Source organism: Xanthomonas hortorum, from assembly GCF_011305375.1.
GTDB classification, from domain to species: Bacteria; Pseudomonadota; Gammaproteobacteria; order Xanthomonadales; family Xanthomonadaceae; genus Xanthomonas; species Xanthomonas hortorum_E.
Map to the genome: position 1 here is coordinate 13,801 of NZ_VCME01000015.1, position 21,814 is coordinate 35,614.

Consider the following 21,814-nt stretch of genomic DNA (forward strand, 5'->3'; position numbering starts at 1 on the left):
GCTTACGCCTCGGTCAGTTTGTAGAGATCGCCGACAGTGATGGCCGTGGTCAGGTCTTCGCCGGTGATGGTCTTGCCGTATTCCATATCGAACATCACGATCACGCCCAGCGCGGCCAGCGAATCCCATTCCGGGAGTTCGAGCAGCACGGTGTCGGTGGTGACCTCGACCGGCTCCTGGAAATCGGTGGCGGAGAGGAAGTTCTCGATAAACGTTGCCTGGGTCATGCGATCTCGCCTGGTTGCCTGTTGAAGATGCGGTGGGCTGAAAAAAACGTGGAGCGGGGTGCCGTCATGTTGCCTGTTGGCCGGCGATCAGATCGGCAATGGTATCGACCTGGTCGTGGGTCAAGCCGGGAAAGATCGGCAGGCACAACACTTGCGCCGCCACCGAACGTGCCACCGGCAGCCATGCCGGTGCGGACGAGGGCAGGGCGCGATACATCGGGAAATCGCTGATCAACGGATAGAAGTAACGCCGTACCAGGATGCCGTGCTCGCGCATCAATTGGTATAGCGCATCGCGCGCCAGCGGGTAATCGTCCTGCACCAGAATCGGAAAATACGCGTAGTTGGCCGTGGCGTGATCGGGCCGCGCAACGCAGCGGATGCCGCGGACATCGCTCAAACGCTGCCGATACTGGGCATCGATGGCGCTGCGCTGGGCGATGGCCTGATCGATGTGCTTGAGCTGCAGCAGGCCGAAGGCCGCGCTGATCTCATTCATCTTGCCGTTGATGCCCGGTGCCACCACCGTGGTTTCATCCACGAAGCCGAAGTTCTTCAGATGCCCGATACGTTGATAGGTTTTTTCGTCCGGGCAAATAATCGCGCCGCCTTCGAAGGTGTTGAACACCTTGGTGGCATGAAAGCTCAACACGCTCAGGTCGCCATGGCGCAGGATCGAGCCGCCGCCATCGCGCACACCGAAGGCATGCGCCGCGTCGTAGATCACCTTGAGGTTGTAGATATCGGCGATGCGCGTAATGGCGGCGGTGTCGCAGGTCGTGCCGTAACAATGCACCGGCATGATGGCGGTGGTCTGCGGCGTGATGGCCGCTTCGATCTTGGACGGATCCATGTTGAGCGTCACCGGGTCGATGTCTACAAACACCGGGGTGATGCTTTTCCACAGCAGCGAGTGCGCGGTGGCCACGAACGAGTAGGGCGTGGTGATCACTTCACCGGTGATGCGCAGCGCCTGCAATGCCGTGATCAACGCGGTGGTGCCGTTGGTCAGCAATGCCAGATGCGACACGCCCAGGTAGTCGCACAGTGCGCGCTCGAGTGCCCGATGCATCTCGCCACCGTTGCTGAGGATGCGGCTGGTCCAGATCTGCTCCAGATAGGGCAGAAATTCTTCCAGCGGCGGCAGCAGCGGACTGGTGACGGGTATGGTCATCAAACACTCGGCAAGTGGAGTCGGCACGTCGATGTCGATTCCGTTCGCAGCCGATGACTGCGAACGGAGTGATCCTGCTGAAGCAAGCGCTGTGCCAGCAGACGTGGCCGGCGCGCTGGTCCTAGTTCGCCAGCTCGGTTTGCTCGCGATCGATGCCGTACTTGCGCAGCTTTTCCACCAGCGTGGTGCGGCGCAGGCCGAGCAGCTGCGCTGCATGCGCCACCACGCCCTGGGTACGTTCCAGCGCTTCGTTGATCAGCGCCAGCTCGATGTTGGCCATGTGACCACGCAGGTCGATGCCATCGTCGGGCAGGCTGGACGCGGTGGCCGGTTCGGTGGTGGCCGATTTGGGCTGCAACGTCACCACATTGCTCGGCAAGGTGCTGACCTCTGCGGGTGCGGCAACCAACGCCGGCTCGGGCGGAAGTTCGAGCGCCGTGGCTGCGGCAAAATCGCCGCGATAGCGTGCCGGCAGATCCTGCACGCGCACCAGACCGCCCGGGTGCAGCACCGCAAGGCGCTCCACCAGGTTGGTCAGCTCGCGTACGTTGCCCGGCCAGTCGTAGCTGCGCAGCGCCTGCAAGGCTTCGTCGGCAAAGCGCACTTCGCCGCGCCCGGTGCGCGCCAGCTGCCCGGCGATGGTCTGCACCAGCATGGCCAGGTCGTCCACGCGTTCGCGCAACGCCGGCATTTCGATCGGAAACACGTTGAGGCGATAGAACAGATCCTCGCGGAACTGGCCATCGCTGATGCGCGTTTCCAGATTGCGGTGGGTGGCGGCGATCACGCGCACGTTGCAGCGGATGGTCTGGCCACCGCCCACGCGCTCGAAGCTGCGCTCCTGCAGCACGCGCAGCAGCTTCACCTGCATCGGCAGGCTCATGTCGCCGATTTCATCGAGCAGCAGCGTACCGCCCTCGGCCATTTCGAAGCGGCCCTTGCGGGTGCTCAGTGCACCGGTGAAGGCGCCTTTTTCGTGGCCGAACAGTTCGCTTTCCAACAGGTCCGGCGGAATCGCGCCGCAGTTGATCGCCACAAACGGCCCATCGCGCCGTGGCGAGTGCTGGTGGATGGCGCGTGCGACGACCTCTTTGCCGGTGCCCGATTCGCCCAGCACCAGCACGGTGGTATCGAACGCTGCCACCTGGTCGATCAAGCGGCGCAGACGGGTCACCGCCTCGCTGTTGCCGGTCGGGCCGGTGTCCTGCTGCACGCCGGCCTGATGCTCGGCATCCAGCCGCTTGAGGCTGGCACGGCGCAACAGGGCTTCCAGCTGCGCGTGGCGCAGCGGCGTGTCCAGCGTCCAGACGTTGGCTTCGTGCAGCCCGTGCGTCTGCGCGAACGCGCTCGGGCTGCCTTCCATCAGCAGCACCGGTGGCGGCAGTTTGGCGTCGGCCAGCCAGTCGAAGAACTTGTCGGCCTGTGCAGCATCCTGCGCCGAGCCCACCATCACCGCCATCCACTCATCGTGGCGATGACGGCCAGGATTGATGTCGGCGCCGTCGGTGACCCAGCGTGGATTGAAGTCCATAAACTCGAGCAGCGACACCGTGCGCTCGGCGCGCACGGCATCGCTGTCGATCAACAGAATGCGGGACTCACTCATTCCTGGCTCCTTCCGTCAGGCCCTCCAGGATTGGCATGACTTCCTGGATATAGGACAGCTTGCTAACAAAATTGTCAGCACCCGCGCGAAGGGCATGTTCACGATGCTCTGCATCGTCAAAGTGGCTCGCGATGACAATATACGGCGGATCGTCCTGCGTCTTGATCAGACGGGTCGCCTGCAACCCGCCCATCTCCGGCATGGCCAGGTCCATCAACACGACATTGGGGCGCAGCGACTCAGAGCGCTCGATCGCTTCCAGCCCATTGGCGGCACTGCCCACGATATTGAGCCACTCCACTTTGCGAAAATGACGCATCGCAGCGTTGATGAAGCCCTCGTGGTCGTCGACCAGCAGCACGGTGAGTTTGCTCATAGTAATCCTTATCCTGCCCGGGCAAGCAGCGGTTTGTTGATGCGGCGGCGCTCGCGTGCCGGGGCGATGTCGAGTTGTTCGCGGTACTTGGCCACAGTGCGACGGGCAATATTAACGCCCTGACGCGCCAACAGCCCGGCGATGGCTTCGTCGGCCAGCGGCCGGCCGGCCGGTTCGCTTTCGATGAGCCTGCGCACCATCGCCTTGACCGCCTGGCCGGAGACGCTTGCGCCTTCCAGACGCACGGCAAAGAAATGCTTGAGCTCGAAAGTGCCGCGCGGGGTTTGAATGTATTTTCCAGTGGTAATGCGCGAAATCGTCGATTCGTGCATGCCGATCTCATCGGCAATTTCTTTCAGCGTCAGCGGTGCCATGGCTTCTTCGCCACGCACCAGGAAGGCGGCCTGGCGCTCGACGATGGCACGCGTGGCACGCAGCAAGGTCTCGTAACGCATCGATAGGCCGCGGGTCAGCCAGCGCGCCTCTTGCAGCATGTCGCGCAGCGGCTGGGCGGCTTCGCCGGCCTCGGTCAGTGCGCGTTCGTGCACGGGATTGATGCTCACGCGATGCGTGGTGGCCGGATTCAATGCGACGCGCCAGCTGCCATCGGCATGCCATGCGAGCACATCCGGAATCACGCTGGCGTTGCTTTCCTGCAGCAGGTCGTCGCCCGGGCGCGGTTGCAGCGAGAGGATCAGGCGCACCGCTTCGCGTGCATCGTCGAGCTCGGCGTCGTGCGCGCGTGCCAGCAGCGCGTAATCGTGGCTGGCCAGCACTTCCAGATCGCCGGACAAGATGCGCGCAGCCAGATGGCGTGCCGGCACGCGGCCGGGCAGGGCGCTCAGCTGCGCCTGCAGACACTCGCGCAGATCGCAGGCGGCCAGGCCGGCCGGGTCGCCGTGCAGCAGGCGCTGACGGATCGCTTCCACTGCCTGCACGGTCATACCAAGACGGGTCGCGCCGAGCTGCTGCAGGGTCGCCAACGCTTCGCTCAGATAGCCGGCGTCGTCGGTCTGCTCCAACCAGAACGCGGCGGCCCCCAACGCGGCCTCGTCCAGGTCCAGCGCCAGTTCGCGCAGGATGCGCACATGCGGGTCGGTGGATTCGCCAGCGGCCACGCGCTGCATGCGGTCGTCGTCGCCATCGTTCCAGCTGCTGCTTTGCACATCCCACATCGTGCTCTCGGGCAGCTCGTCGAAGGCGGCGATATCGGAAGCGCCCTCATCGCTGGTCGCGACGTCGTCGCTGCTGTCGGCCAGTTCTTCCAGCTCCAGCAGCGGATTGGTTTCCAGCGCGCGACGGATTTCCAGCTCCAGCTGCATGCCGTCCAATTGCAACAGACGGATCGACTGCAGCAACTGCGGGGTCAGGTGCAGTTGCTGGCCAAGCTGGGCGGAAATGGTCGTCTTCATCGAAGCGCTTCCGTAAAGGCGCCGCACACAGCGGCGATGGAACGCATCTTGCAGGACAACGCGACGGGTTTCTAATCAGGGAGTGGTGTGAGGTGACTCATGATATTCCTGACAGGGTGTCGGGAAATTCCTGACACCACAGGCGGACTCAAGCATGCCCGTCGGAATCCCGTCACTGTTTTGGCCTTCCAACGGCCTGCCGGACGCTCGCGACCGAGCGACCGCCTCAGACCAGCTCGTTGTGATGTTTGGCGGCCAGCAGCACCAGGTCGTTGGCACGCCGGCAGCCGAGCGATTCCATCATGCGTGCGCGATGCGTCTCCACCGTCTTGACGCTGATACCCAGGTCAGCGGCGATTTCCTTGTTGCTCTGGCCGCGGCCGATCTCGCGCAGGATCTCGCGTTGACGCGGGGAAAGCGCGGCAATGCCGACCGGTTTTTCGCGGCCCAGCATCGGCGCGATCATCTTGGAAGAAATCTGCGGGCTCAAAAACACCTGGCCGGCGGCTGCAGCACGCAGCGCCAGTTCCAGTTCGAGCGGCGCGGCGTCCTTGACCACGAAGCCGACCGCGCCGCGATCCAGCGCGTCGCGCACATGCACCGGGTCGTCGTGCATCGACATCATCACCACATGCGTACGCGGCGCGGCGCGCAACACATCGGTCATGGCATCCAGGCCGCTACGGCCGGGCAGGGACAGGTCCATCAACACCAGATCGGGTCGGTGCAGGGATGTCATATCCAGGGCTTGTTGCGCATTGCTGGCCTCGCCAACGACATCGATGCCGGCGAAGGTTTGCAGCAGCCTGGACAGGCCGGCACGTACAAGGGTGTGATCGTCGACGATGATGACTCGCACGGCGCAGAAGAGACCTTTTTTCAGTAAAGGGCACCTTAGCCGACCCGGCGCCTCGCGCCAACAGGCGGCGTCAGCGCTGGCGGCGGGCGTCGGCGATCTGACGGCGATGCAGACGGAACAGATGGCGTTCCAGTGCGTCCTGCAGGCCGGGCGAGAGCGGCGCAAACCGCAGCCACAGCCAGTGATCGTGGCCATCGTGGGCGCTCGCCAATACGTCGGCGGGCAGCTGTACCAGTTCAGGAAGCCAGTCGGATGGCTGCAGGCAAACGCTGCCAACCGTGCCTGGCGGCTGGCTGCTTGCGCAACTCAGGCGGATCCCTCGGACCGACCAGCGCACCGTGCCCTGGATCAGGCCGGTGTCGGCTTGCCGCACCAGGCGGCCGATCAAGGCCAGAATCAGGTCGAGTTTGGCATCCATGCGCTGCACCAGCAGCGGCAGGTCGCCGCGGTCTTCGCTGGTTTCTTCGCTGCGCAGATCTTCCACCTGGCCCAGGCTGCGCAGCAGGGTTTCTGCGGCACTGTGCGAGCCGGCATCGCTACCGGCGCGAAAACCGGCCGGCAGACGCAATTCGCAGCTGAGCGTGTCGGCGAACAGCGCGGCATCGGCGGATGGCGCGAGTGTGCCGAGCGTACTCATCAGATCCGTCCGACCCGGGCATAGGCGCGGCTGGCTGTCGATGAGGTGCGCTGTGCGCGGATCAGGTCCAGCAGCTTGCGACGACGCTCGAGCATCATCCGCATCAAATCCTGCTGCATGGTGTGCAAGGTCTGCAGCGCGTCGCGGTCCTGGCTCAGGTCCACATGCTCGGCATACTCGCGCAAATGCAGATCGTGGCTGTCCAGCAGGAACGGCATCACCTCGAACTCCTCCTGTGCCATGGCGAGGCGGATATCGGCGATTTCGGCTTGAAGGCTTTGCGCGCTATGCATGGCTGGACTCACGAAACGGCAGAAAGGCCGCGTTGTTCGAGGGGAATGGAGTTCCACGCCGAGTCGATTTCGCTGAGTAGTTCCAGCGCTTCGGTCAACGCAGTTTCGTCGTTATGCAGGTTGGCTGCGGTCAGGCGCTGCATGACGTAGTCGTACAGTGCCGACAGGTTACCTGCGATCTCGCCGCCGGCCTCGTGATCGAGCGAGCCGTTCAAGTGACCGACGATGGCGCAGGCTTCGCCGATGGCCTTGCCCTTGCGCGCCTGGTCGCCCTGCGCCAGGCAGGCCTGGGCCAGACGAATGCGCTGGCAGGCGCCGGCAAACAGCAACGACACCAGCTTGTGCGGGTCGGCTTCGGTCACGCTGGTGGACACGCCGACCTTGCGGTATTGCTCGGCATATTGGCGATTGGAACCGTACATGGATGACTCCCTCAATTGGCTGGCCTTCGCGGGTCCCGGAGCGGGGTGCTCCTGCGACAACGCTCCTGCCAACAGGCAAGGCCGACATCACGATAGGTACTACTTGTATCGGCAACACCGGCGTACGACTTGAGGACTGCGATCACGGAAATCAGCTTGTCAGCAGGCTGCTGAGCGAACTGGTACTGCTTTGCAGCTTGCTGATCATGGTTTCCATCGCGGTGAACTGCGCGGTATAGCGATCGCTGAGCTTGACCATGCGTGCGTCGAGGTCGTCCAGGTCGGACTCATAGCCCTTGATCTGCTTGTTCAAGCTGTCCGAGCGCAGGGTCAGGGTGCCATTGGTGACGTTGACGTTGCTGTCGAGCAGCTTGGTCATGGTGGAGCCGTACTTGCTGTCCTTGCCGAACACCTCGGCGGCGGCACCGCCGTCGGCGGCGATGGCGGTGTCGAACTTGCCACCGTCAAAGCTCATCACGCCATCCTTGTCGATGGTCAGGCCGAGCGACTTGAGTTCGTTGATGTTGCCGCTGACCTGGCCGCGCAACTGCTGCTGCAGGCCACGTACCAGCGAATCGCCGGTCAGTGCCGAGGCGGTGCGGGTGGCAGCGTCGTAGCTGGTGCTTTTGGCCAGCAGCGTGTTGGCGGTGTTGTAGGCCGCCGCATACGCAGTGAGGTTGGCCTTGAGGCCGCTGGTGTCGGCTGCAACGCCCAGCGTGACCTTGGTGCCTTCGGCGGCCTTGGTGAGGTTGAGCACCACGCCCGGCACGATGTCGGTGATGGTGTTGGAGCTGGACGTGCGCTCGAAGCCATCCACACGCACCAGCGCGTCGGCCGCGGCCACGGACTGGTTCAAGCCGCCGGTGACGCCGGGGCCATAGGTGAGGCTGCTCAGGCTCGGGTCGCTGGCACTGACGGTCAACGCGCCCTTGGTGCCGGAGTCGACCGCGTTGAAGACCAGATGCTGGCCGTCGTTGGCGGTGACCACGCTGGCGGTGACGCCCTTGCCACCTGCGGCCTTGTTGATGGCGGCGGCGATGTCGGTGAGCTTGTCGGTACCGGTGATGTCCACCGTGATGCTTTTGTCGCCATAGCCAATCGTCAGCGTGCCGCTACCCACCGTGGCATCGGCAGTGAACGCACCGGAGGCCAATTTCTGAGAGGCGGCCAGCGAGACCACTTCCACCGAGTAGTTGCCGGGGGCGGCCGAACTGGTGGTGGTGGCGGTGAAGCCGGCATCGGTCGGCACGGTCGCCTTGTAGGCGTTGGTGTCGGCGCTGCTGACGACCTTGTCCAGCGCAGATTTGAGCGTGGTCATGCTGCTCTTGATCTGGCTGATTGCCGACAACTGGGTCGTCGCGGCGGTCCCGGCCTTGTTGATACGGGCCTGCTCCGGGTCTTTCTGCCGGGAGACCAGGGTGGACACCACAGTTGGGATGTCCAGACCGGAGCCGGAAGTACTGATCACCGATGCCATGTTGCATTCCTCGTCTGGGCGTCCACAAAAGATGGACGCATGGGATTACGAGACGGGTATCGGCCGCATCCGGGGGGACTTTAGCGGCGGCGACGCGTTTCGCTCACGGGATGAGGTGATGCAATTTTCATGCCCGAGCCGCGTCAAGAAACCCGCGCCACCCCGCGTGCCGCGCCATCGGGTCGAATCTGCGGCCACAAAAAAGCCCCTCCGAGGAGGGGCTTTGGACTTGCTGCAAAGCGCTGCTGATTTACTGCAAAAGTTACTGCAGCAGGCTCAGCACGTTCTGCGGAACCGACTTGGCCTGCGCCAGCATCGCGGTACCGGCCTGCTGCAGGATCTGCGTGCGGGTCAGCTCGGCGGTTTCCTTGGCATAGTCGGTGTCGCGGATACGGCTACGCGAGGCCGACAGGTTTTCCGAGGTTGCGCTCAGGTTGGCGATGGTGGAGGTGAACCGGTTCTGCACCGCACCCATGTCGGCGCGCGAGGAGTTGACCGCGGTCAGCGCCTTGTCGACGATTTCCAGGGCCTTCTGCGAACCGGAGAACGTGGAGATATCCAGGCTGCTCAGGGTCGAAGCGGTGGAGCCGGAAGCGGCCGAAGCGGTCTGGATGCCGGCGCCGACGGTGATGCCGGTGGCGCTGGAGGTACCAGCCGACAGCGAGGTGAAGTCCTGGCCAGCCTTCAGCGATTCGATCTGCACCGTACCGTCGGACTTGATCGAGGCATACATGCCGGTCTGGTCGAGCTTGTCGTTGATCGCCGCAGCAACCTTCTTGTTCACGTCGGCTGCGGTGTCGCCGGCGCCGACCTTGACGTCAGCGATGGAGACGCTCTTGGCCGAACCGCTGGCGTCCTTGAACGACAGGCTGATGCCGCTGACCGAACCCGAAGCGGTGGCGGTGCCGGTCACGCCAGCGCCGGAGACGGCGGCAGCGAAGTTGGCCTTGCCCAGCGAATCGACATTGGCGTCGACGATGCTGTTGATGCCGATGGTCTGGCCGGCGTCGGCGCCGACCTGGAACAGCGCGCCGGAGAAGTCGCCGTTCAACAGCTTGGTGCCGTTGAAGTTGGTCTGGTTGGCAACGCGGTCGATTTCAGCGGTGAGCTGCTTGACTTCGGAGTTCAGCGCGTCACGGTCGGTGGACGAGTTGGTAGCGTTGGACGACTGCACCGACAGCTCGCGGATACGCTGCAGGTTGCTGCCGATTTCGACCATCGCGCCTTCAGCGGTCTGGGCCAGCGAGATACCGTCGTTGGCGTTGCGCGAGGCAACGTCCAGGCCGCGGATCTGCGTGGTGAAACGCTCGGAGATCGCCAAACCCGCGGCGTCGTCCTTGGCGCTGTTGATGCGCAGACCCGAGGACAGACGCTGGATGCTCGTCGACATGCTCGCGCTGCTGGTGTTGAGGTTACGCTGAGCGTTCAGCGACATTACGTTGGTGTTGATTACCTGTGCCATTTTGATTTCTCCTAAGCGATTTTTCCGGCAAGGGGGACTTGCCCGGAGCCTCCGCAGGGGGGCCATCAAGTTGGCCGTTGCCGCTGCTGAGATGAATAACGGCGTTGCGTCGGGAACCTTTAGCGAAATCCAGTATTTTTTTACTGTTTTTCTGCATCGGGACGAAATACGGAAACGTTGTGTATCAAGGGGTTTGGTTTATTCGGCAGCACCCCGCAGATCTTTAGCGCTGGTATAACTTTCTACAAATAAACTCCGTCTGCCTGGCGCACTGCTCACGCGCAGGAGCGAAGGAAAACCCTGTTTTTCTACTGCAAAATCAGCGGAGCAGGTTGAACAACGACGACGACTGCATCTGCTGAAAAATCGTTTGAGCGGCCTGCAACGAGGCCTTCTCGAGTTCGTACTGCCCAAGTGCCGAGGCGTAATCCAGATCGCGGATCGACGACAGGGTGGTCTTGAGCGTGACTTCGTTGGATTCGAGCAGCGAGTTGGCGTTATCGATCGCCGACAACTGCGCGCCGCCCGAGGCGCGTGCATCGATCATCTTCGACGAGGCCTGGCTGATGTCGCGCATGGAGGTCTGCAGCGTATTGATCATCGCTGCCTTCTGCGGCTGGGTCAGGGTGTCGGAGTTGAGTGCGCCGACCAGGTCGTCGATGGTGGAGAACACGTCCTTGGTGGTGGAGGCGCCGATCTGGAAACTGTCGCCCACCGCCGGTGCGCCGCTGATGCGCATGCGCACGCCGGCGGCGGTGATGTCTTCGCCATCTTTATAGGTGCCGGTGCTGACCACTGCGTTGGTGCTGTCGCGCACCTCGTAGGTGTTGGCGGCGGTGAACTGCACGCTGTAGCTGCCGCCATTCCAGCTGCCGGTGCTGGCGTCGCGGCTGAAATCCAGCAGCAGCCCGGTGCCGGTATTGGTGTTGGCGGGGTGCGCGTCCACGGTGCCGTCGCCGGTGCGGATGCGCATGAAGATTTCGCTGCCGGGCAGGGTGTCGCTGACGAAGGTGTCCGGCGCCACTTCGACCTGCTTCTGGGTCTGGTCGCCGTTGTAGACGACCCCGCCATTGCTCTTGATAAACGGTGCGCTGCCGTCGGCGGTGCCGCCGAACAGATAGCGCCCGGTGCCGTCGGTGCTGTTGGCCAGACTCACCATGCTGTCGCGCAGCGCAGTCAGTTCCGAGGCGATCGCCTTGCGGTCGTCGGGGCTGAGCGAGGAGTTGTTAGCCTGCACCGCCAATTCGGTGACGCGCGCCATTTTGTCGCCGGCTTGCGACAAGGCGTTTTCCTGCAGGCCGAGCCGGTTCTGCACGTTGTTGGCGTTTTCGCCGAAGCGGGTGATGGCTGCCAGGGCGCGATCCAGGCCGACGGCGGTTCCGGCGGCAACCGGGTCGTCCTTGGCGGTGACCAGGCGCTGCCCGCTGGCGAGCTGGGCCTGGATCTGATTCAGCCGTGACTGCTTGGCCGTCATCGACGACACCGACTGGCTGTACATCATGCTGGTGGAGATACGGTCGGTCATCAGCGTACGGCGCCCAGGATGGCTTGGAAGATGGTGTCGGCGGTGGAGATCATCTGTGCGGCGGCCTGATAGGCCTGCTGCAGCTTCAGCATGTCGGCGGCTTCCTCGTCGAGGTTGACGCCGGAAATCGAATCGCGACTGGCCTGCGCCTGGTCGTTGATGACCTTCTGCGCATCGGCCGAATAACTGGCCGCACGTGCGGCCGAGCCCACCGAGGTGGTCAGGCCGGACAGCGCGCCATTGAGCGTGACCGTGCCGCCGTTGAGCGCCTTGGCGTCTTCCACCTTGGCCAGCAATTTGGCGTTGCCGTTGTCGCTGGAGCCGGCGCCCATCGGGCCGACGCCGAAGGTGTCGCCGGCCTTGGGCGCGCCATCCAGCGCGAAACTCCAGCCATTGGCGCTGATGGTCTGGCCGGCGGTGTAGGGAAACGGGCCGTTGCCATCGATGGTGTACTGGTTGGCGTCGATGAACTCCACCGACGACGGCGTCAGCAGCGCGGGGTTCTGCGCATTGGTGACCTTGACGTCGCTGATCTTGCCGGTGCCCAGATTGGCGAGCGTAGCCGTGGCCTTGACCGGCGTTGCCGCGGCAATGCGCGAGGGGTCGGTGATGGCCACCGAGATGCTGCCGGCCAACCCTGCGGTGGGCTGCAGCAGGAACTTGTCGCCGTTGGCCGGGGTGCCGCCGACCACCAGGCTGACGCCGTTGAGCACCAGGGGATCGCCCGCGCTGCCGGTGCCGGTGATCGGCACGGCGGCGCCGGTATCGGCGCGCGTGGCCTTCCACGCGGCACCGTCGAAGCTGAGCGTGACGTTCTGCCCGTCCACCGCGCTCATGTTGCTGAAACTGGCGCTCAGCGCCGCAGTGCCGGTGTTCTTGGGATTAGCGGCGGTGGTCGGCGAGCCGATGTTGAAGAAGTTGCCGCCCATCGCGCCGTACAGGTCCATGCCCTGGGCGTGACCGGCGTTAAAGGTGCTGGCCATGCCCACGGCCAGGCGCCCCAGTTCTGCCTGGGTCGGTTCGAGCACGCTGCTGCGAAATTCCAGCAGGCCGCCCATCTGCCCACCCAGCGAATTGGTGCTGAGGCTGACGTTCTGGCCCTGGGTCTGCAACGCCACCTGCAGCTTGGTCGGCTGATACGGGTCGGGGACGGTGGTCAGTTTGGCCGAGGTGGTCCCCACCACCAGCGGCTGGCCGCCGGCGGTGAAAACGTTCATGAAGCCGCCGTCCTGGATCACCGCCGTGCCGCCGGTGAAGCCGACCAGCTTGGACACCAGCGCATCGCGTTGATCGAGCAGATCCGGCGAGGCGTTGTCCACGCTGTTGCCGATGGTGCCGTTGATCTTGGCGATCTGCTGGGTCAGGCGATTGACCTCGTCCACCGAGGACGTCAGCCCGCTGTTGACCTCGTTGCTCAGGCTGTCCATCTGCCCGTTGAGTTGCTTGAAGCGTGTCGCCAGCGAGTTGCCGCTGTCGAGCATGCTCTGCCGCTCGGCGGTGGAGGAGGCATTGGACGACACCGCGCTGGTGGAGTCGAAGAAGTTCGACCACAGCCCGGCGACATTGGTGGCGGTGTTGGAGTACAGGCTGTCGACGCGATTGGTCAGCGAGGACAGCTGCTGCAGGCGCGAGAGCTCGCCGCCGCTGTCGAGCAGCCGCGAGATGGCCAACTGGTCGGCCACCCGGCCCACGTCGGTGATCTTGGCGCCATTGCCCACGAACGCGTAGCCCATGTCGGTGGGCGTGCGCGTTGCAAATTCCACACGTTGGCGGCTGTAGCCTTCGGTATTGATGTTGGCGACGTTATGGCTAACGGTCGACAACGCCCGTTGGAAGGCGATCAGCGCACTGGTCCCGGTGGACATGATGGACATGGGCGTTTACCTCAACGACGGATGGTGCCAAGCCCGGCGGGCTCGGCGGTGCTGGCATAGCGGTTGGACAGGTCGGCCGCCGCGTTGCCGATGGCGGCCACCGCGCGGTCGATGGTCGGACCGTTGGCGATCGCTGCGATCTTGGCTGCATAGCCCGGATCGGTGGCGTACCCAGCCTGTTGCAAGCCGCGTGCAAAACCCTTGATATCGGTGCCGGCCTGCAGTGCGGATTGGTAACGACTGTTGTTCTTCAGCAGCCGCACGTAGTCGGCAAAGCTCTCTTCGGCCGAGCCGTAGGCACGGAAATCGGCGGTTTCGGTGGTTTTGACGCCATTGACGTATTCGTGGGTGCCGGTGGTGACCTTGTCGCCGCTCCAGCCGGTGGCCTTGATGCCGAACAGGTTGTTGGAATCGCCGCCATTGCCGATACCGCGACGGCCCCAGCCGGTTTCCAGTGCCGCCTGCGCAACAAGCGCACGCGGGTCCACGCCCAGTTCGCGCGCGGCTTTCTGCGCATGCGTCCAGATCTTGGCGACGAAGCCTTCCGGGGTGCGCTCGCCCAGGCTGGCGGCGGCGCTGCTGGCCGCGCTCGCATTGACCGCGGCACTGGCATCGGCGGCATCGCTGACAGCCACATCGCTCCAGCGATCGTTGGCCGACGGCCAGCTCAGTGCGGCCGCATCGTCGCCGCCGGACTCGCCACCGCCGGTACGCCCGGCGATCAGATCCAGCACCTGGCTCATGCCGATCCCGGTCAGGCCGCCTGCGCCGATGCCTGCAGCGGTGCCGACAGCTGCGCCCAGGCTCGCACCGACGCTGGTTGCCGCGCCATCGCGTGCCGGCAGCGGCAACGAGGCATCGCGCTTGCCGGCCACCAGGGCGTAGGCCTTGGCCGCATCGGCGGTGCTCAGCGAGGTGTTCAACGCCGGGCCGCCAGTGTCGCCACTCAACTGCTTGGAGATCATCGCCGACAGACCCAACCCCTTGCCTTCGGTCAGCGCCTTGGCCATCTGCTGGTCGTACATTTCGCGGAACATCTGGTTTTCACCCGGAAACATCGGGTCGCCGGAGCTCGCATCGCGCATGCTCTTGACCAGCATCTGCGCGAACTGGCCTTCGAGCTGACGTGAGACCTTGTCGATCTTTGCCGGATCGGCCTTGGTGCTCGGGTTGAGATCAATGGGCGAGGCTGCGATACGCATGTCAGATGACCTCTAGCTCCGCCGTCAGCGCGCCAGCCTGCTTCAGAGCTTCGAGAATGGCGACCAGGTCGCCGGGAGCCGCGCCCACTTCGTTGACTGCGCGCACGATCTGATCGAGCGTGGTGCCGCCTTCGAACTTGAACATGCGGCTGCCTTCGGAGGTGGCCGTGATGGTCGATTGCGGTGTCACCGCCGTACGGCCGCCACTGAAGGCACCCGGCTGGCTGACATTGGTGTTTTCGCTGATGGTCACGGTGAGCGAGCCATGCGCGATCGCCGCCGGCATCACCCGCACCAGCTGGCCGATGACCACCGTGCCGGTGCGTGCGTTGACCACCACCTTGGCCGGTGCGTCGCCCGGAGAGAGCTCGACGTTTTCCAGCCGCGACAACAGGCCGATACGGGCGCCCGGATCGGTGGGCGAGCGCACTGCAACGGTCACGCCATCGACCGCACGCGCGGTGCCGGCGCCGAAGCTGTTGTCGATCGCCGCGACCATGCGCGAGACGGTGGTGAAGTCGTTCTGATGCAGGTTGAGCGTGATCTCGCCGGTGCCGGCAAATACGTCCGGCAATGCGCGTTCGACCGTGGCGCCGTTGGGAATGCGGCCGACGCTGGGAATGTTGACCGAGACCCGCGAGCCATCCTTGCCCTGCGCGCCGAAGCCACCGACCACCAGATTGCCCTGGGCCATTGCGTAGACCTGGCCGTCGGCGCCTTTCAGCGGTGCCATCAGCAGCGAGCCGCCACGCAGCGACACTGCATTGGCGATCGAAGAGACGGTGATGTCGATCGGCTGGCCGGGCTTGGCAAACGGCGGCAATTCGGCATGAATGGCGACGGCCGCGACGTTTTTCAGCTGCGGGTTGACGTTCGCCGGAACATTGACGCCCAGCTCGCCGAGCAGGTTCTTCAAACTCTGCACGGTGAAAGGCGCCTGGCTGGTGCGGTCGCCGCTGCCGTCCAGGCCAACCACCAGGCCGTAACCGACCAGCGCGTTGCCGCGCACGCCGCCGACCTGGGCAAGATCCTTGATGCGCTCGGCCGAGGCCGGCGCGGCGATCGCGCAGACCGCAACAGCGGCAGCGAGCAGACGGAAGGACAGGGAAGACAGATTCATGGTCGCAGGCTCAGTAGGGCGACAAACGGGAATTGAAGAAGCGGCTCAGCCAGCCCATCGCATTGGACTGCGCGATCGCGCCGCGGCCGCCGTAGGCGATGCGTGCGTCGGCCACCTTGCTGGAGGGCACGGTGTTGTCCGGGGAGATGTCGGCGGCGCGCACGATGCCTTGCACCTGCACCAGCTCGTCGCCCTGGGTCAGGCGCAGATTTTTCTGCCCCTGGATCACCAGATTGCCGTTGGGCAGGCGCTGCATCACGGTGACGGTCACGCTGCCCTGCATACGGTTGCTCTGCGCGGTGTTGCCCTTGCCGTCGAAGCTGCGATCGCCGCTGGTGGAATTACGCAACACGTCGGTGCCGTTGACGGTGAGCGGCACGCCGAGCAGCGTGGGCGTGCTCATGTCCACGGTGTCGGCCTTGCTGACGCTGGTGTTGGCGGTGGACGAGGCGGTGGTGCTTTCCACCAGATTCACGGTCAGCAGATCGCCGACATCGCGCGCACGGCGGTCGCCGTACAAGTTCAGGCCCGGGCCGGCGGCATAGATGGCACCGGCAGTGGGCTGCGCCACCGGCGCGACCACCGGCACGATCGGCGCCAGTTCGGCGAACGGCCGCACATCGCCGGCTGCCACGCAGCCACCCAGCAGCGCGCTGCAGGTGAGGGCAAGACCCAGAGAGGAGAGAGAGGGCAGGCGTGACATGGCGTGGATTCCTGAGAGGGCAGCGACCGGCGAGCCGATCAGACGTTGTTGTTCAAGTAACCGAGCATCGAGTCGGTGGTGGAGATCGCCTTGGCATTCATTTCGTAGGCGCGCTGGGTCTCGATCATGCTCACCAGCTCTTCCACCGTATTGACGTTGCTGCCTTCCAATGCGCCCTGCACGGTGGTGCCCAGGCCATTGAGGCCGGGGGTGCCGTTCTGCGCGGGGCCGGAGGCGGTGGTTTCGACGAACAGGTTCTCGCCCTTGGACTGCAGGCCCGAGGGATTGATGAAGTCGGTCAGCGTCAATGCGCCGATTTCCTGCGCGGCGGCCTGGCCGGCCAGGGTCACGCTGATGGTGCCGTCGTTGCCGATGGTCAGCGACTGCGCGCCTTCGGGCACCTGGATGCCGGGCTGCAGCGGGTAGCCGCTGTTGGTGACCACTTCGCCCTGCGCATTGATCTGGAAGGTGCCGTCGCGGGTGTAGGCGGAGGTGCCGTCGGGCATCTGCACTTCGAAGAAGCCGCGGCCGTTGACCATCACGTCGAGCGCGCGGCCGGTCTGCTGCTGGCTGCCCTGGTCGAAGCCCTTGAAGGTGGAGACCACGCGCACACCGGTACCCAGTTGCAGGCCGGTCGGCAGCTGCGTCTGCGCGGAGGTGGAACCGCCCGGCGCACGCACCTGTTGATACAACAGGTCTTCGAACGCAGCACGATCGCGCTTGAAGCCGGTGGTATTGGTATTGGCCAGGTTGTTGGAAATGACCGACATGCGCGTCTGCTGCGCATCCAGTCCGGTTTTGGCGACCCACAAAGCCTGATTCATGACCCAATTCCTCGTTAGACCCGGGGATGTGTTCCGGGCACGGCTGGGTATATGCACGTGCTGTGCCAAACCCGCGCCGGATTTTTGCCGGCTGTGCGCTGGATCACGCGGAGTGGGCGCGGCGGTCTTCGCGGGGCAGGGCTGGCGGCGGGTAGGCCGCGGCTAGGCGGAAGCAGTAGAACTCTGCGCGGCAGATCAGGCGCGGTAGATCGGTTGCCGGTCAGATCAGAGCGGCTAACAGAACGTGGCGGGGCTCGCTGACGAGGAGCGCAGTGGTTTCGTTGGCTGCATCTTGTTGGATGCAGTCAGAAGCCAGATCAAACGCTGGGTCGGTCGAGGGCGCGGTGCCCTCACCGCTCGCGGGACACGCCGTAAATCCATCCGTGGAGGCTCGGTGGCGGCATCCATGCCGCCACACGGTCCCGCAATCGATGAGGACACCGCACCAGAGAGTGAGTCGGTGCTTTGTTGAAAGCCATGCACACCGACCATATCGACTGGTCCTTGCCCGCCCACCGTCGCGGGACCTTACGCNAGGAGCCTACATGGACGTACTTGCGGCGTGTCCCGCGATGGTGGGCGGGCAAGGGCCCTGCAGCAAAGCCGCAGAGTGAGCACTTTTAGTCGTGCACAATGTCCTGAAATGGTGGGCGGGCAAGGACCCTGCAGCGAAGCCACACAGTGAGCAACTTTTAGCCGTTCAGCCGCATCATCGAATTGGCCGATTGTGCGTTGTCGTCGCCGTTCTTGATGATCTTGACCTGCATTTCGAACTGACGCTGCAGCTGGATCATTTCCACCAGCGCGCCTGCGGCGTCCACGTTGCTGCCTTCCAGCATGCCGCTGTTGATGGTCTTGCCGGTGGCAATCTGGAACGCCTGCGCCGGGTCGGTGCTGGTGTTGCGCATCAGCCCGTCCGGGCGCCGCGTCAAACGATCGGCGGGCGCATCGACGACCTTCATCTTGCCGACGATGGCCATGGTCTGCGGGCCTTCGCCCTGCGGAATGATCGAGATGCTGCCGTCGCTGCCGATTTCCATCGCCTGGTGCGGCGGAATCGTCATCGGGGCACCGCCCTCATCCAGCACCGCATGCCCATTGGCAGTGACCAGCTGACCATTGGCGGTAAGCGCCAACTCGCCGTTGCGGGTGTAGGCCTCACTGCCGTCTGGCGACTGCACCGACAGCCAGCGGTCCTGTTGCAGCGACACGTCCAGCGGATTGCCGGTGACCTGTTGATGTCCCTGGCTGCGATCGAAGCCCTGGTCTACATGCAGCGCATCGATCCGCGACGGATAGCCCTTGCCCTGGATCTTGAACGCCTCGGTATTGGCCAACGCGGCCTTGAACCCCACCGTATCGACGTTGGCGAGATTGTGCGACACGGTGCCCTGCGCCTGCAGGGAGGCGCGGGCGCCGGTCATCGCAACGTAGAGAGCTTTGTCCATGGGGCACCGGGAATCGTGAATCGAGAATGGGGAATTGCAAAAGCGGAGTTGCAGGAAGCTGGGAGAGAAGGGGCAAGGCCGGCATCCGATACACGCAATGCCAGCTCTTACGATTCCCTATTCCCAACTCCCGATTCCCAGCCGTTAACGGATATTGATGATCGTCTGGGTGACCTGGTCCTGGGTCGAGATCATCTGCGAGTTGGCCTGGAAGTTGCGCTGGGCCACGATCATGTTCACCAGCTGCTCGGTCAGATCCACCGTGGAGGCTTCCAGCGAGCCGGATTCGATCTGGCCCAGGTCCGAGGTGTCCGGTGCGCCGATGCGGGCGGCGCCGGAGGTATAGCTTTCGGCCCACATGTTGTTGCCCTGCGACTGCAGGCCCTGCGGGTTGACGAAGCTGCTCAGCGCGACCTGGCCCAGCGCCTTGTCGGCACCGTTGGAGTAGCGCGCGAACACCACGCCGCTGGTGTCGATGCTGATCTCGTTGAGCTTGCCGCTGGCGTAACCGTCCTGGCGGGTGTCGCGCAGTGCGAACGCTTCGCCGTACTGGGTGGAGCCAGTGACGTTGAGCTGCATGTTCAGCACGCCGGCGCCGGTGCTCGGGGTGAACGGGTCCATCGCGATGATGCCGTTGGCCGGAGTGGTCAGCGCGCCGGTGTCGGAGAACTGCAGCGCGGTGGGGGCACCGACGGCGGCGCCGTCCACGTAGTTGTGCACCTGCCATTCGTTCGGGTTGGCGGTCTTGACGAAGTAGGAGGTCTGCACATGGCTGACGCCCAACGAATCGTAGACATTGATGCCGCCGGTTGAATGGCTATAGGTCTTGTCGTCGGCCGGGTTGAACGGGGTGACCGTCGGTGCGGTGGCATTACCTGGCAGGGTGAAGGCCAGATTGACCGTGGAGGTGGACTTGGGCGGGCTGTCGGTGGTCAGCAACTGCAGGTCCGACAAACGGCCCACGTCGAAGCCATTGCCGCTGGGATTGGGCGCGAACACCTGCAGGCGTGCGCCCTGCGGGTTGATCACATACCCGTTGGCATCGGTCTGGAAGTTGCCGGCGCGGGTGTACATCTTGGCGCCGTTGGAGGACACGGCGAAGAAGCCTTCGCCGGAGATCGCCAGATCCAGGCTGCGCCCGGTCGGGTCGATATTGCCCTGCGAAAACTGCTGCGCCACATTGCTGACGCGCACGCCCGAACCCACCGCATTGCGCGACAGACCATAGCTGGTGCTCTGGAACATGTCGGCAAACTCGGCACGCGATTCCTTGAAACCGGTCGTGTTGACGTTGGCGATGTTGTTGGATGTGACGTTCAGATCGGCATTGGCTGCGTTGATGCCGGACAACGAGGTATTGAAAGCCATGGATGAGGTCCTTTAAGTGTCGGTTGCCGGCTCAGCTGACGCGGAGCACGTTGGCGAGCGGGGAAGTGCCTAGCCCGGTCAGGTTGAGATACAGGCCGTCCGAGCCGATCGTGACGCTGTCCACCGGTGCGTCCACGTAGGTGGCCAGTTTGCTTTTGGCACCGGCGGTGTCGGTCTGGGTGGCGGTGACGCCGTATTTGCCCGCTGCCATGCGGTTGCCGTTGGCATCGGTGCCGTCCCAGGCGAACGACACTTCACCGGCGGCACTGGACGGCACGCTGAGCTGTTTGACGAAGGTGCCGTTGGCGTCGGTGATTTCGAAGTTGACCGTGCCGGCCGCTGTTGCGGCGACCACGCCCTTGGCTGAATTAGTGGCGTCGATGGACACCTGCGCCGATGGCACCAGCACGTTGTGGCCGACCAGCGCCGCGCCCTTGAGCACCTGATCGCTGCTTTGCGATGCAGAAAAATTGCTGACCTTGGTATTGAGATCGCCAATGCCCTGCACGGTGGAGAACTGCGCCAACTGGCCCAGAAACGCGCTGTTTTCCATCGGTTTGAGCGGGTCCTGGTGCTGCAGCTGCTCGGTCATCAACTTGAGGAAGTCGGCCTGGCCGAGCGCTTCTTCCTTCTTGGCGACGGTGCTGCTGGTGCTCAGGCCGAGCGTTTTATAGAGGTCACTGCCGATCGTGCTCATCTGGAAAGGTCCGTTAGTAAAGGTCAGCTAAGAAGGGTCAGCGACCCATCGTGAGAGTCGCGAGCGCCAGTTCCTTGGCGGTATTGAGCATTTCCACGCCGGCTTGGTAGTTGCGCGAGGCCGAGATCATGTTGACCATCTGCGCCACCGGGTCCACGTCGGGCGAGAACACGTAGCCGTCGGCATCGGCCAGCGGATGGCCGGGCTCGTAGCGACGGATCGGCGGTGCGTTGGTGGTGGTGATCTCCTTGACGTTCACCGAGGTCAGGCTGGGATCCTGGCGGTTCTGCTGGGCCTGGAAGATCGGCTCGATCGGCTTGTAGGTCGCCTCGGCCGAGCCTGCGACAGAGTCCGCATTGGCCAGGTTGGAGGCGATCGTGCTCAGCCGGACCGATTGCGCATGCAGCGCAGAGCCGGCCACATCGAAGATGGGAAGATTGCTCATGACTTATTGGCCCGTGATCGCGGTGAGCATCGAGCGCACCTTGGATTCGAGGAAGCTCAGCGAGGCGCGGTATTCCAGCGCGGCGCGGCCGTAGGCAGCGCGTTCGGCGTCGGCATCGACGGTGTTGCCGTCCAGGCTGGGCTGATCGGATTCGCGGGTGATCTGGAACGGGTTGAGCCCGCCGCTGCTGCCGATTTCGTAATGCTTGGCGTCGGTGGTCTGCATCAGACTGCCGTCGCGCACGCCTTCGGCGGATTTCAGCGCGGCCTCGAAGTCCATGTCCTTGGCCTTGTAGCCAGGGGTGTCCACATTGCTCAGATTGCTGGCAATGAGCTTCATGCGCTGCTCGCGCAGCGGCAGAGCATCGCCGTGGATGCCTAGGAAGGACGAAATGGAGTTGGACACGGTGCTCTCCCGCGAAGTGTTACCAGGGAGAAAGCAAAGTTTGTGCCAATCGAGGTGGTACGGGCCGCAGAACGCGGAGAATGATCGGTGCTGCCGACGAACGGCGCTTTGGCCGTCCGCGAAACGCGATGGACCTGTGTCCGTCACGACGTTGGTTCAATCAAGCGCGCCAAGCCGAAGGTTCGGCATTACCCGAGGCGCGGTCTGGCGTCAGCGGGTCTCACTTCAAAAGCGCGTCGACGCAACCGACGCACTTCT

General features: G+C 64.1%; 22 protein-coding genes. All 22 read right to left on the reverse strand.

The features are described from left to right. Window positions 1–2: 2 nt before the first annotated feature. The gene (locus FFY45_RS13880; protein ID WP_006452276.1) at window positions 3–227 is read right to left on the reverse strand and encodes an acyl carrier protein; all 225 of its coding nucleotides are present in this window, start codon (window positions 225–227) and stop codon (window positions 3–5) included. A 64-nt stretch (window positions 228–291) separates the two neighbouring features. Next, window positions 292–1,401 (reverse strand): DegT/DnrJ/EryC1/StrS family aminotransferase, encoded by a 1,110-nt coding sequence (locus FFY45_RS13885; protein ID WP_176340890.1) that lies wholly within the window; start codon window positions 1,399–1,401, stop codon window positions 292–294. A gap of 121 nt (window positions 1,402–1,522) precedes the next feature. Beyond that, entirely contained in the window at window positions 1,523–3,007 is a 1,485-nt protein-coding gene (locus FFY45_RS13890; RefSeq protein ID WP_176340891.1) for a sigma-54 dependent transcriptional regulator, read from the reverse strand. Then, complete coding sequence (locus tag FFY45_RS13895; protein ID WP_005997154.1) at window positions 3,000–3,383, reverse strand: response regulator; 384 nt, start codon at window positions 3,381–3,383, stop codon at window positions 3,000–3,002. Before FFY45_RS13895 ends, FFY45_RS13890 begins: the two co-directional genes overlap by 8 nt. A gap of 8 nt (window positions 3,384–3,391) precedes the next feature. Continuing rightward, window positions 3,392–4,795 (reverse strand): RNA polymerase factor sigma-54, encoded by a 1,404-nt coding sequence (rpoN, locus tag FFY45_RS13900; RefSeq protein ID WP_176340892.1) that lies wholly within the window; start codon window positions 4,793–4,795, stop codon window positions 3,392–3,394. A 226-nt stretch (window positions 4,796–5,021) separates the two neighbouring features. Further along, a complete protein-coding gene (locus tag FFY45_RS13905) occupies window positions 5,022–5,654 on the reverse strand; it encodes a response regulator transcription factor (RefSeq protein ID WP_003482986.1) in 633 nt (210 codons plus the stop codon). A 70-nt stretch (window positions 5,655–5,724) separates the two neighbouring features. Next, entirely contained in the window at window positions 5,725–6,291 is a 567-nt protein-coding gene (locus FFY45_RS13910) for a PilZ domain-containing protein (protein ID WP_176340893.1), read from the reverse strand. Next, window positions 6,291–6,584 carry a hypothetical protein gene (locus tag FFY45_RS13915; protein WP_176340894.1) on the reverse strand — a complete coding sequence of 98 codons (294 nt, stop codon included), beginning with the start codon at window positions 6,582–6,584 and terminating at the stop codon, window positions 6,291–6,293. The genes FFY45_RS13910 and FFY45_RS13915 overlap by 1 nt, the downstream gene beginning before the upstream one ends. An 8-nt stretch (window positions 6,585–6,592) precedes the next feature. Beyond that, window positions 6,593–7,006: a flagellar export chaperone FliS gene (gene fliS / locus FFY45_RS13920; protein ID WP_023903949.1), complete on the reverse strand. Its 414-nt coding sequence runs from the start codon at window positions 7,004–7,006 to the stop codon at window positions 6,593–6,595. Window positions 7,007–7,157: 151 nt separating this feature from the next. Beyond that, entirely contained in the window at window positions 7,158–8,483 is a 1,326-nt protein-coding gene (gene fliD, locus FFY45_RS13925; RefSeq protein ID WP_115038937.1) for a flagellar filament capping protein FliD, read from the reverse strand. A gap of 262 nt (window positions 8,484–8,745) precedes the next feature. Then, window positions 8,746–9,945: a flagellin gene (locus tag FFY45_RS13930; protein WP_115038939.1), complete on the reverse strand. Its 1,200-nt coding sequence runs from the start codon at window positions 9,943–9,945 to the stop codon at window positions 8,746–8,748. A 319-nt stretch (window positions 9,946–10,264) separates the two neighbouring features. Beyond that, entirely contained in the window at window positions 10,265–11,470 is a 1,206-nt protein-coding gene (gene flgL, locus FFY45_RS13935) for a flagellar hook-associated protein FlgL (RefSeq protein ID WP_115038942.1), read from the reverse strand. Beyond that, the gene (gene flgK, locus FFY45_RS13940) at window positions 11,470–13,344 is read right to left on the reverse strand and encodes a flagellar hook-associated protein FlgK (RefSeq protein ID WP_176340895.1); all 1,875 of its coding nucleotides are present in this window, start codon (window positions 13,342–13,344) and stop codon (window positions 11,470–11,472) included. Before flgK ends, flgL begins: the two co-directional genes overlap by 1 nt. A gap of 11 nt (window positions 13,345–13,355) precedes the next feature. After that, a complete protein-coding gene (gene flgJ / locus FFY45_RS13945) occupies window positions 13,356–14,546 on the reverse strand; it encodes a flagellar assembly peptidoglycan hydrolase FlgJ (protein ID WP_006452265.1) in 1,191 nt (396 codons plus the stop codon). 1 nt (window position 14,547) lies between these two features. Further along, window positions 14,548–15,666, reverse strand: a complete 1,119-nt coding sequence (locus tag FFY45_RS13950) for a flagellar basal body P-ring protein FlgI (protein WP_176340896.1) — start codon at window positions 15,664–15,666, stop codon at window positions 14,548–14,550. Window positions 15,667–15,676: 10 nt separating this feature from the next. Next, the gene (gene flgH / locus FFY45_RS13955; protein ID WP_176340897.1) at window positions 15,677–16,369 is read right to left on the reverse strand and encodes a flagellar basal body L-ring protein FlgH; all 693 of its coding nucleotides are present in this window, start codon (window positions 16,367–16,369) and stop codon (window positions 15,677–15,679) included. Between the two features lie 38 nt (window positions 16,370–16,407). After that, window positions 16,408–17,193: a flagellar basal-body rod protein FlgG gene (gene flgG / locus FFY45_RS13960; RefSeq protein WP_006452262.1), complete on the reverse strand. Its 786-nt coding sequence runs from the start codon at window positions 17,191–17,193 to the stop codon at window positions 16,408–16,410. Window positions 17,194–17,885: 692 nt separating this feature from the next. Further along, window positions 17,886–18,641, reverse strand: coding sequence for a flagellar basal-body rod protein FlgF (gene flgF, locus FFY45_RS13965; RefSeq protein WP_006450210.1), 756 nt, complete (start codon window positions 18,639–18,641; stop codon window positions 17,886–17,888). A 144-nt stretch (window positions 18,642–18,785) separates the two neighbouring features. Beyond that, a complete protein-coding gene (flgE, locus tag FFY45_RS13970) occupies window positions 18,786–20,009 on the reverse strand; it encodes a flagellar hook protein FlgE (RefSeq protein WP_023903960.1) in 1,224 nt (407 codons plus the stop codon). A 31-nt stretch (window positions 20,010–20,040) separates the two neighbouring features. Continuing rightward, window positions 20,041–20,706 carry a flagellar hook assembly protein FlgD gene (locus FFY45_RS13975; protein ID WP_023903961.1) on the reverse strand — a complete coding sequence of 222 codons (666 nt, stop codon included), beginning with the start codon at window positions 20,704–20,706 and terminating at the stop codon, window positions 20,041–20,043. A 37-nt stretch (window positions 20,707–20,743) separates the two neighbouring features. Continuing rightward, window positions 20,744–21,151, reverse strand: a complete 408-nt coding sequence (gene flgC, locus FFY45_RS13980; RefSeq protein ID WP_023903962.1) for a flagellar basal body rod protein FlgC — start codon at window positions 21,149–21,151, stop codon at window positions 20,744–20,746. A gap of 3 nt (window positions 21,152–21,154) precedes the next feature. After that, entirely contained in the window at window positions 21,155–21,556 is a 402-nt protein-coding gene (gene flgB / locus FFY45_RS13985) for a flagellar basal body rod protein FlgB (protein WP_023903963.1), read from the reverse strand. Window positions 21,557–21,814: the final 258 nt, after the last annotated feature.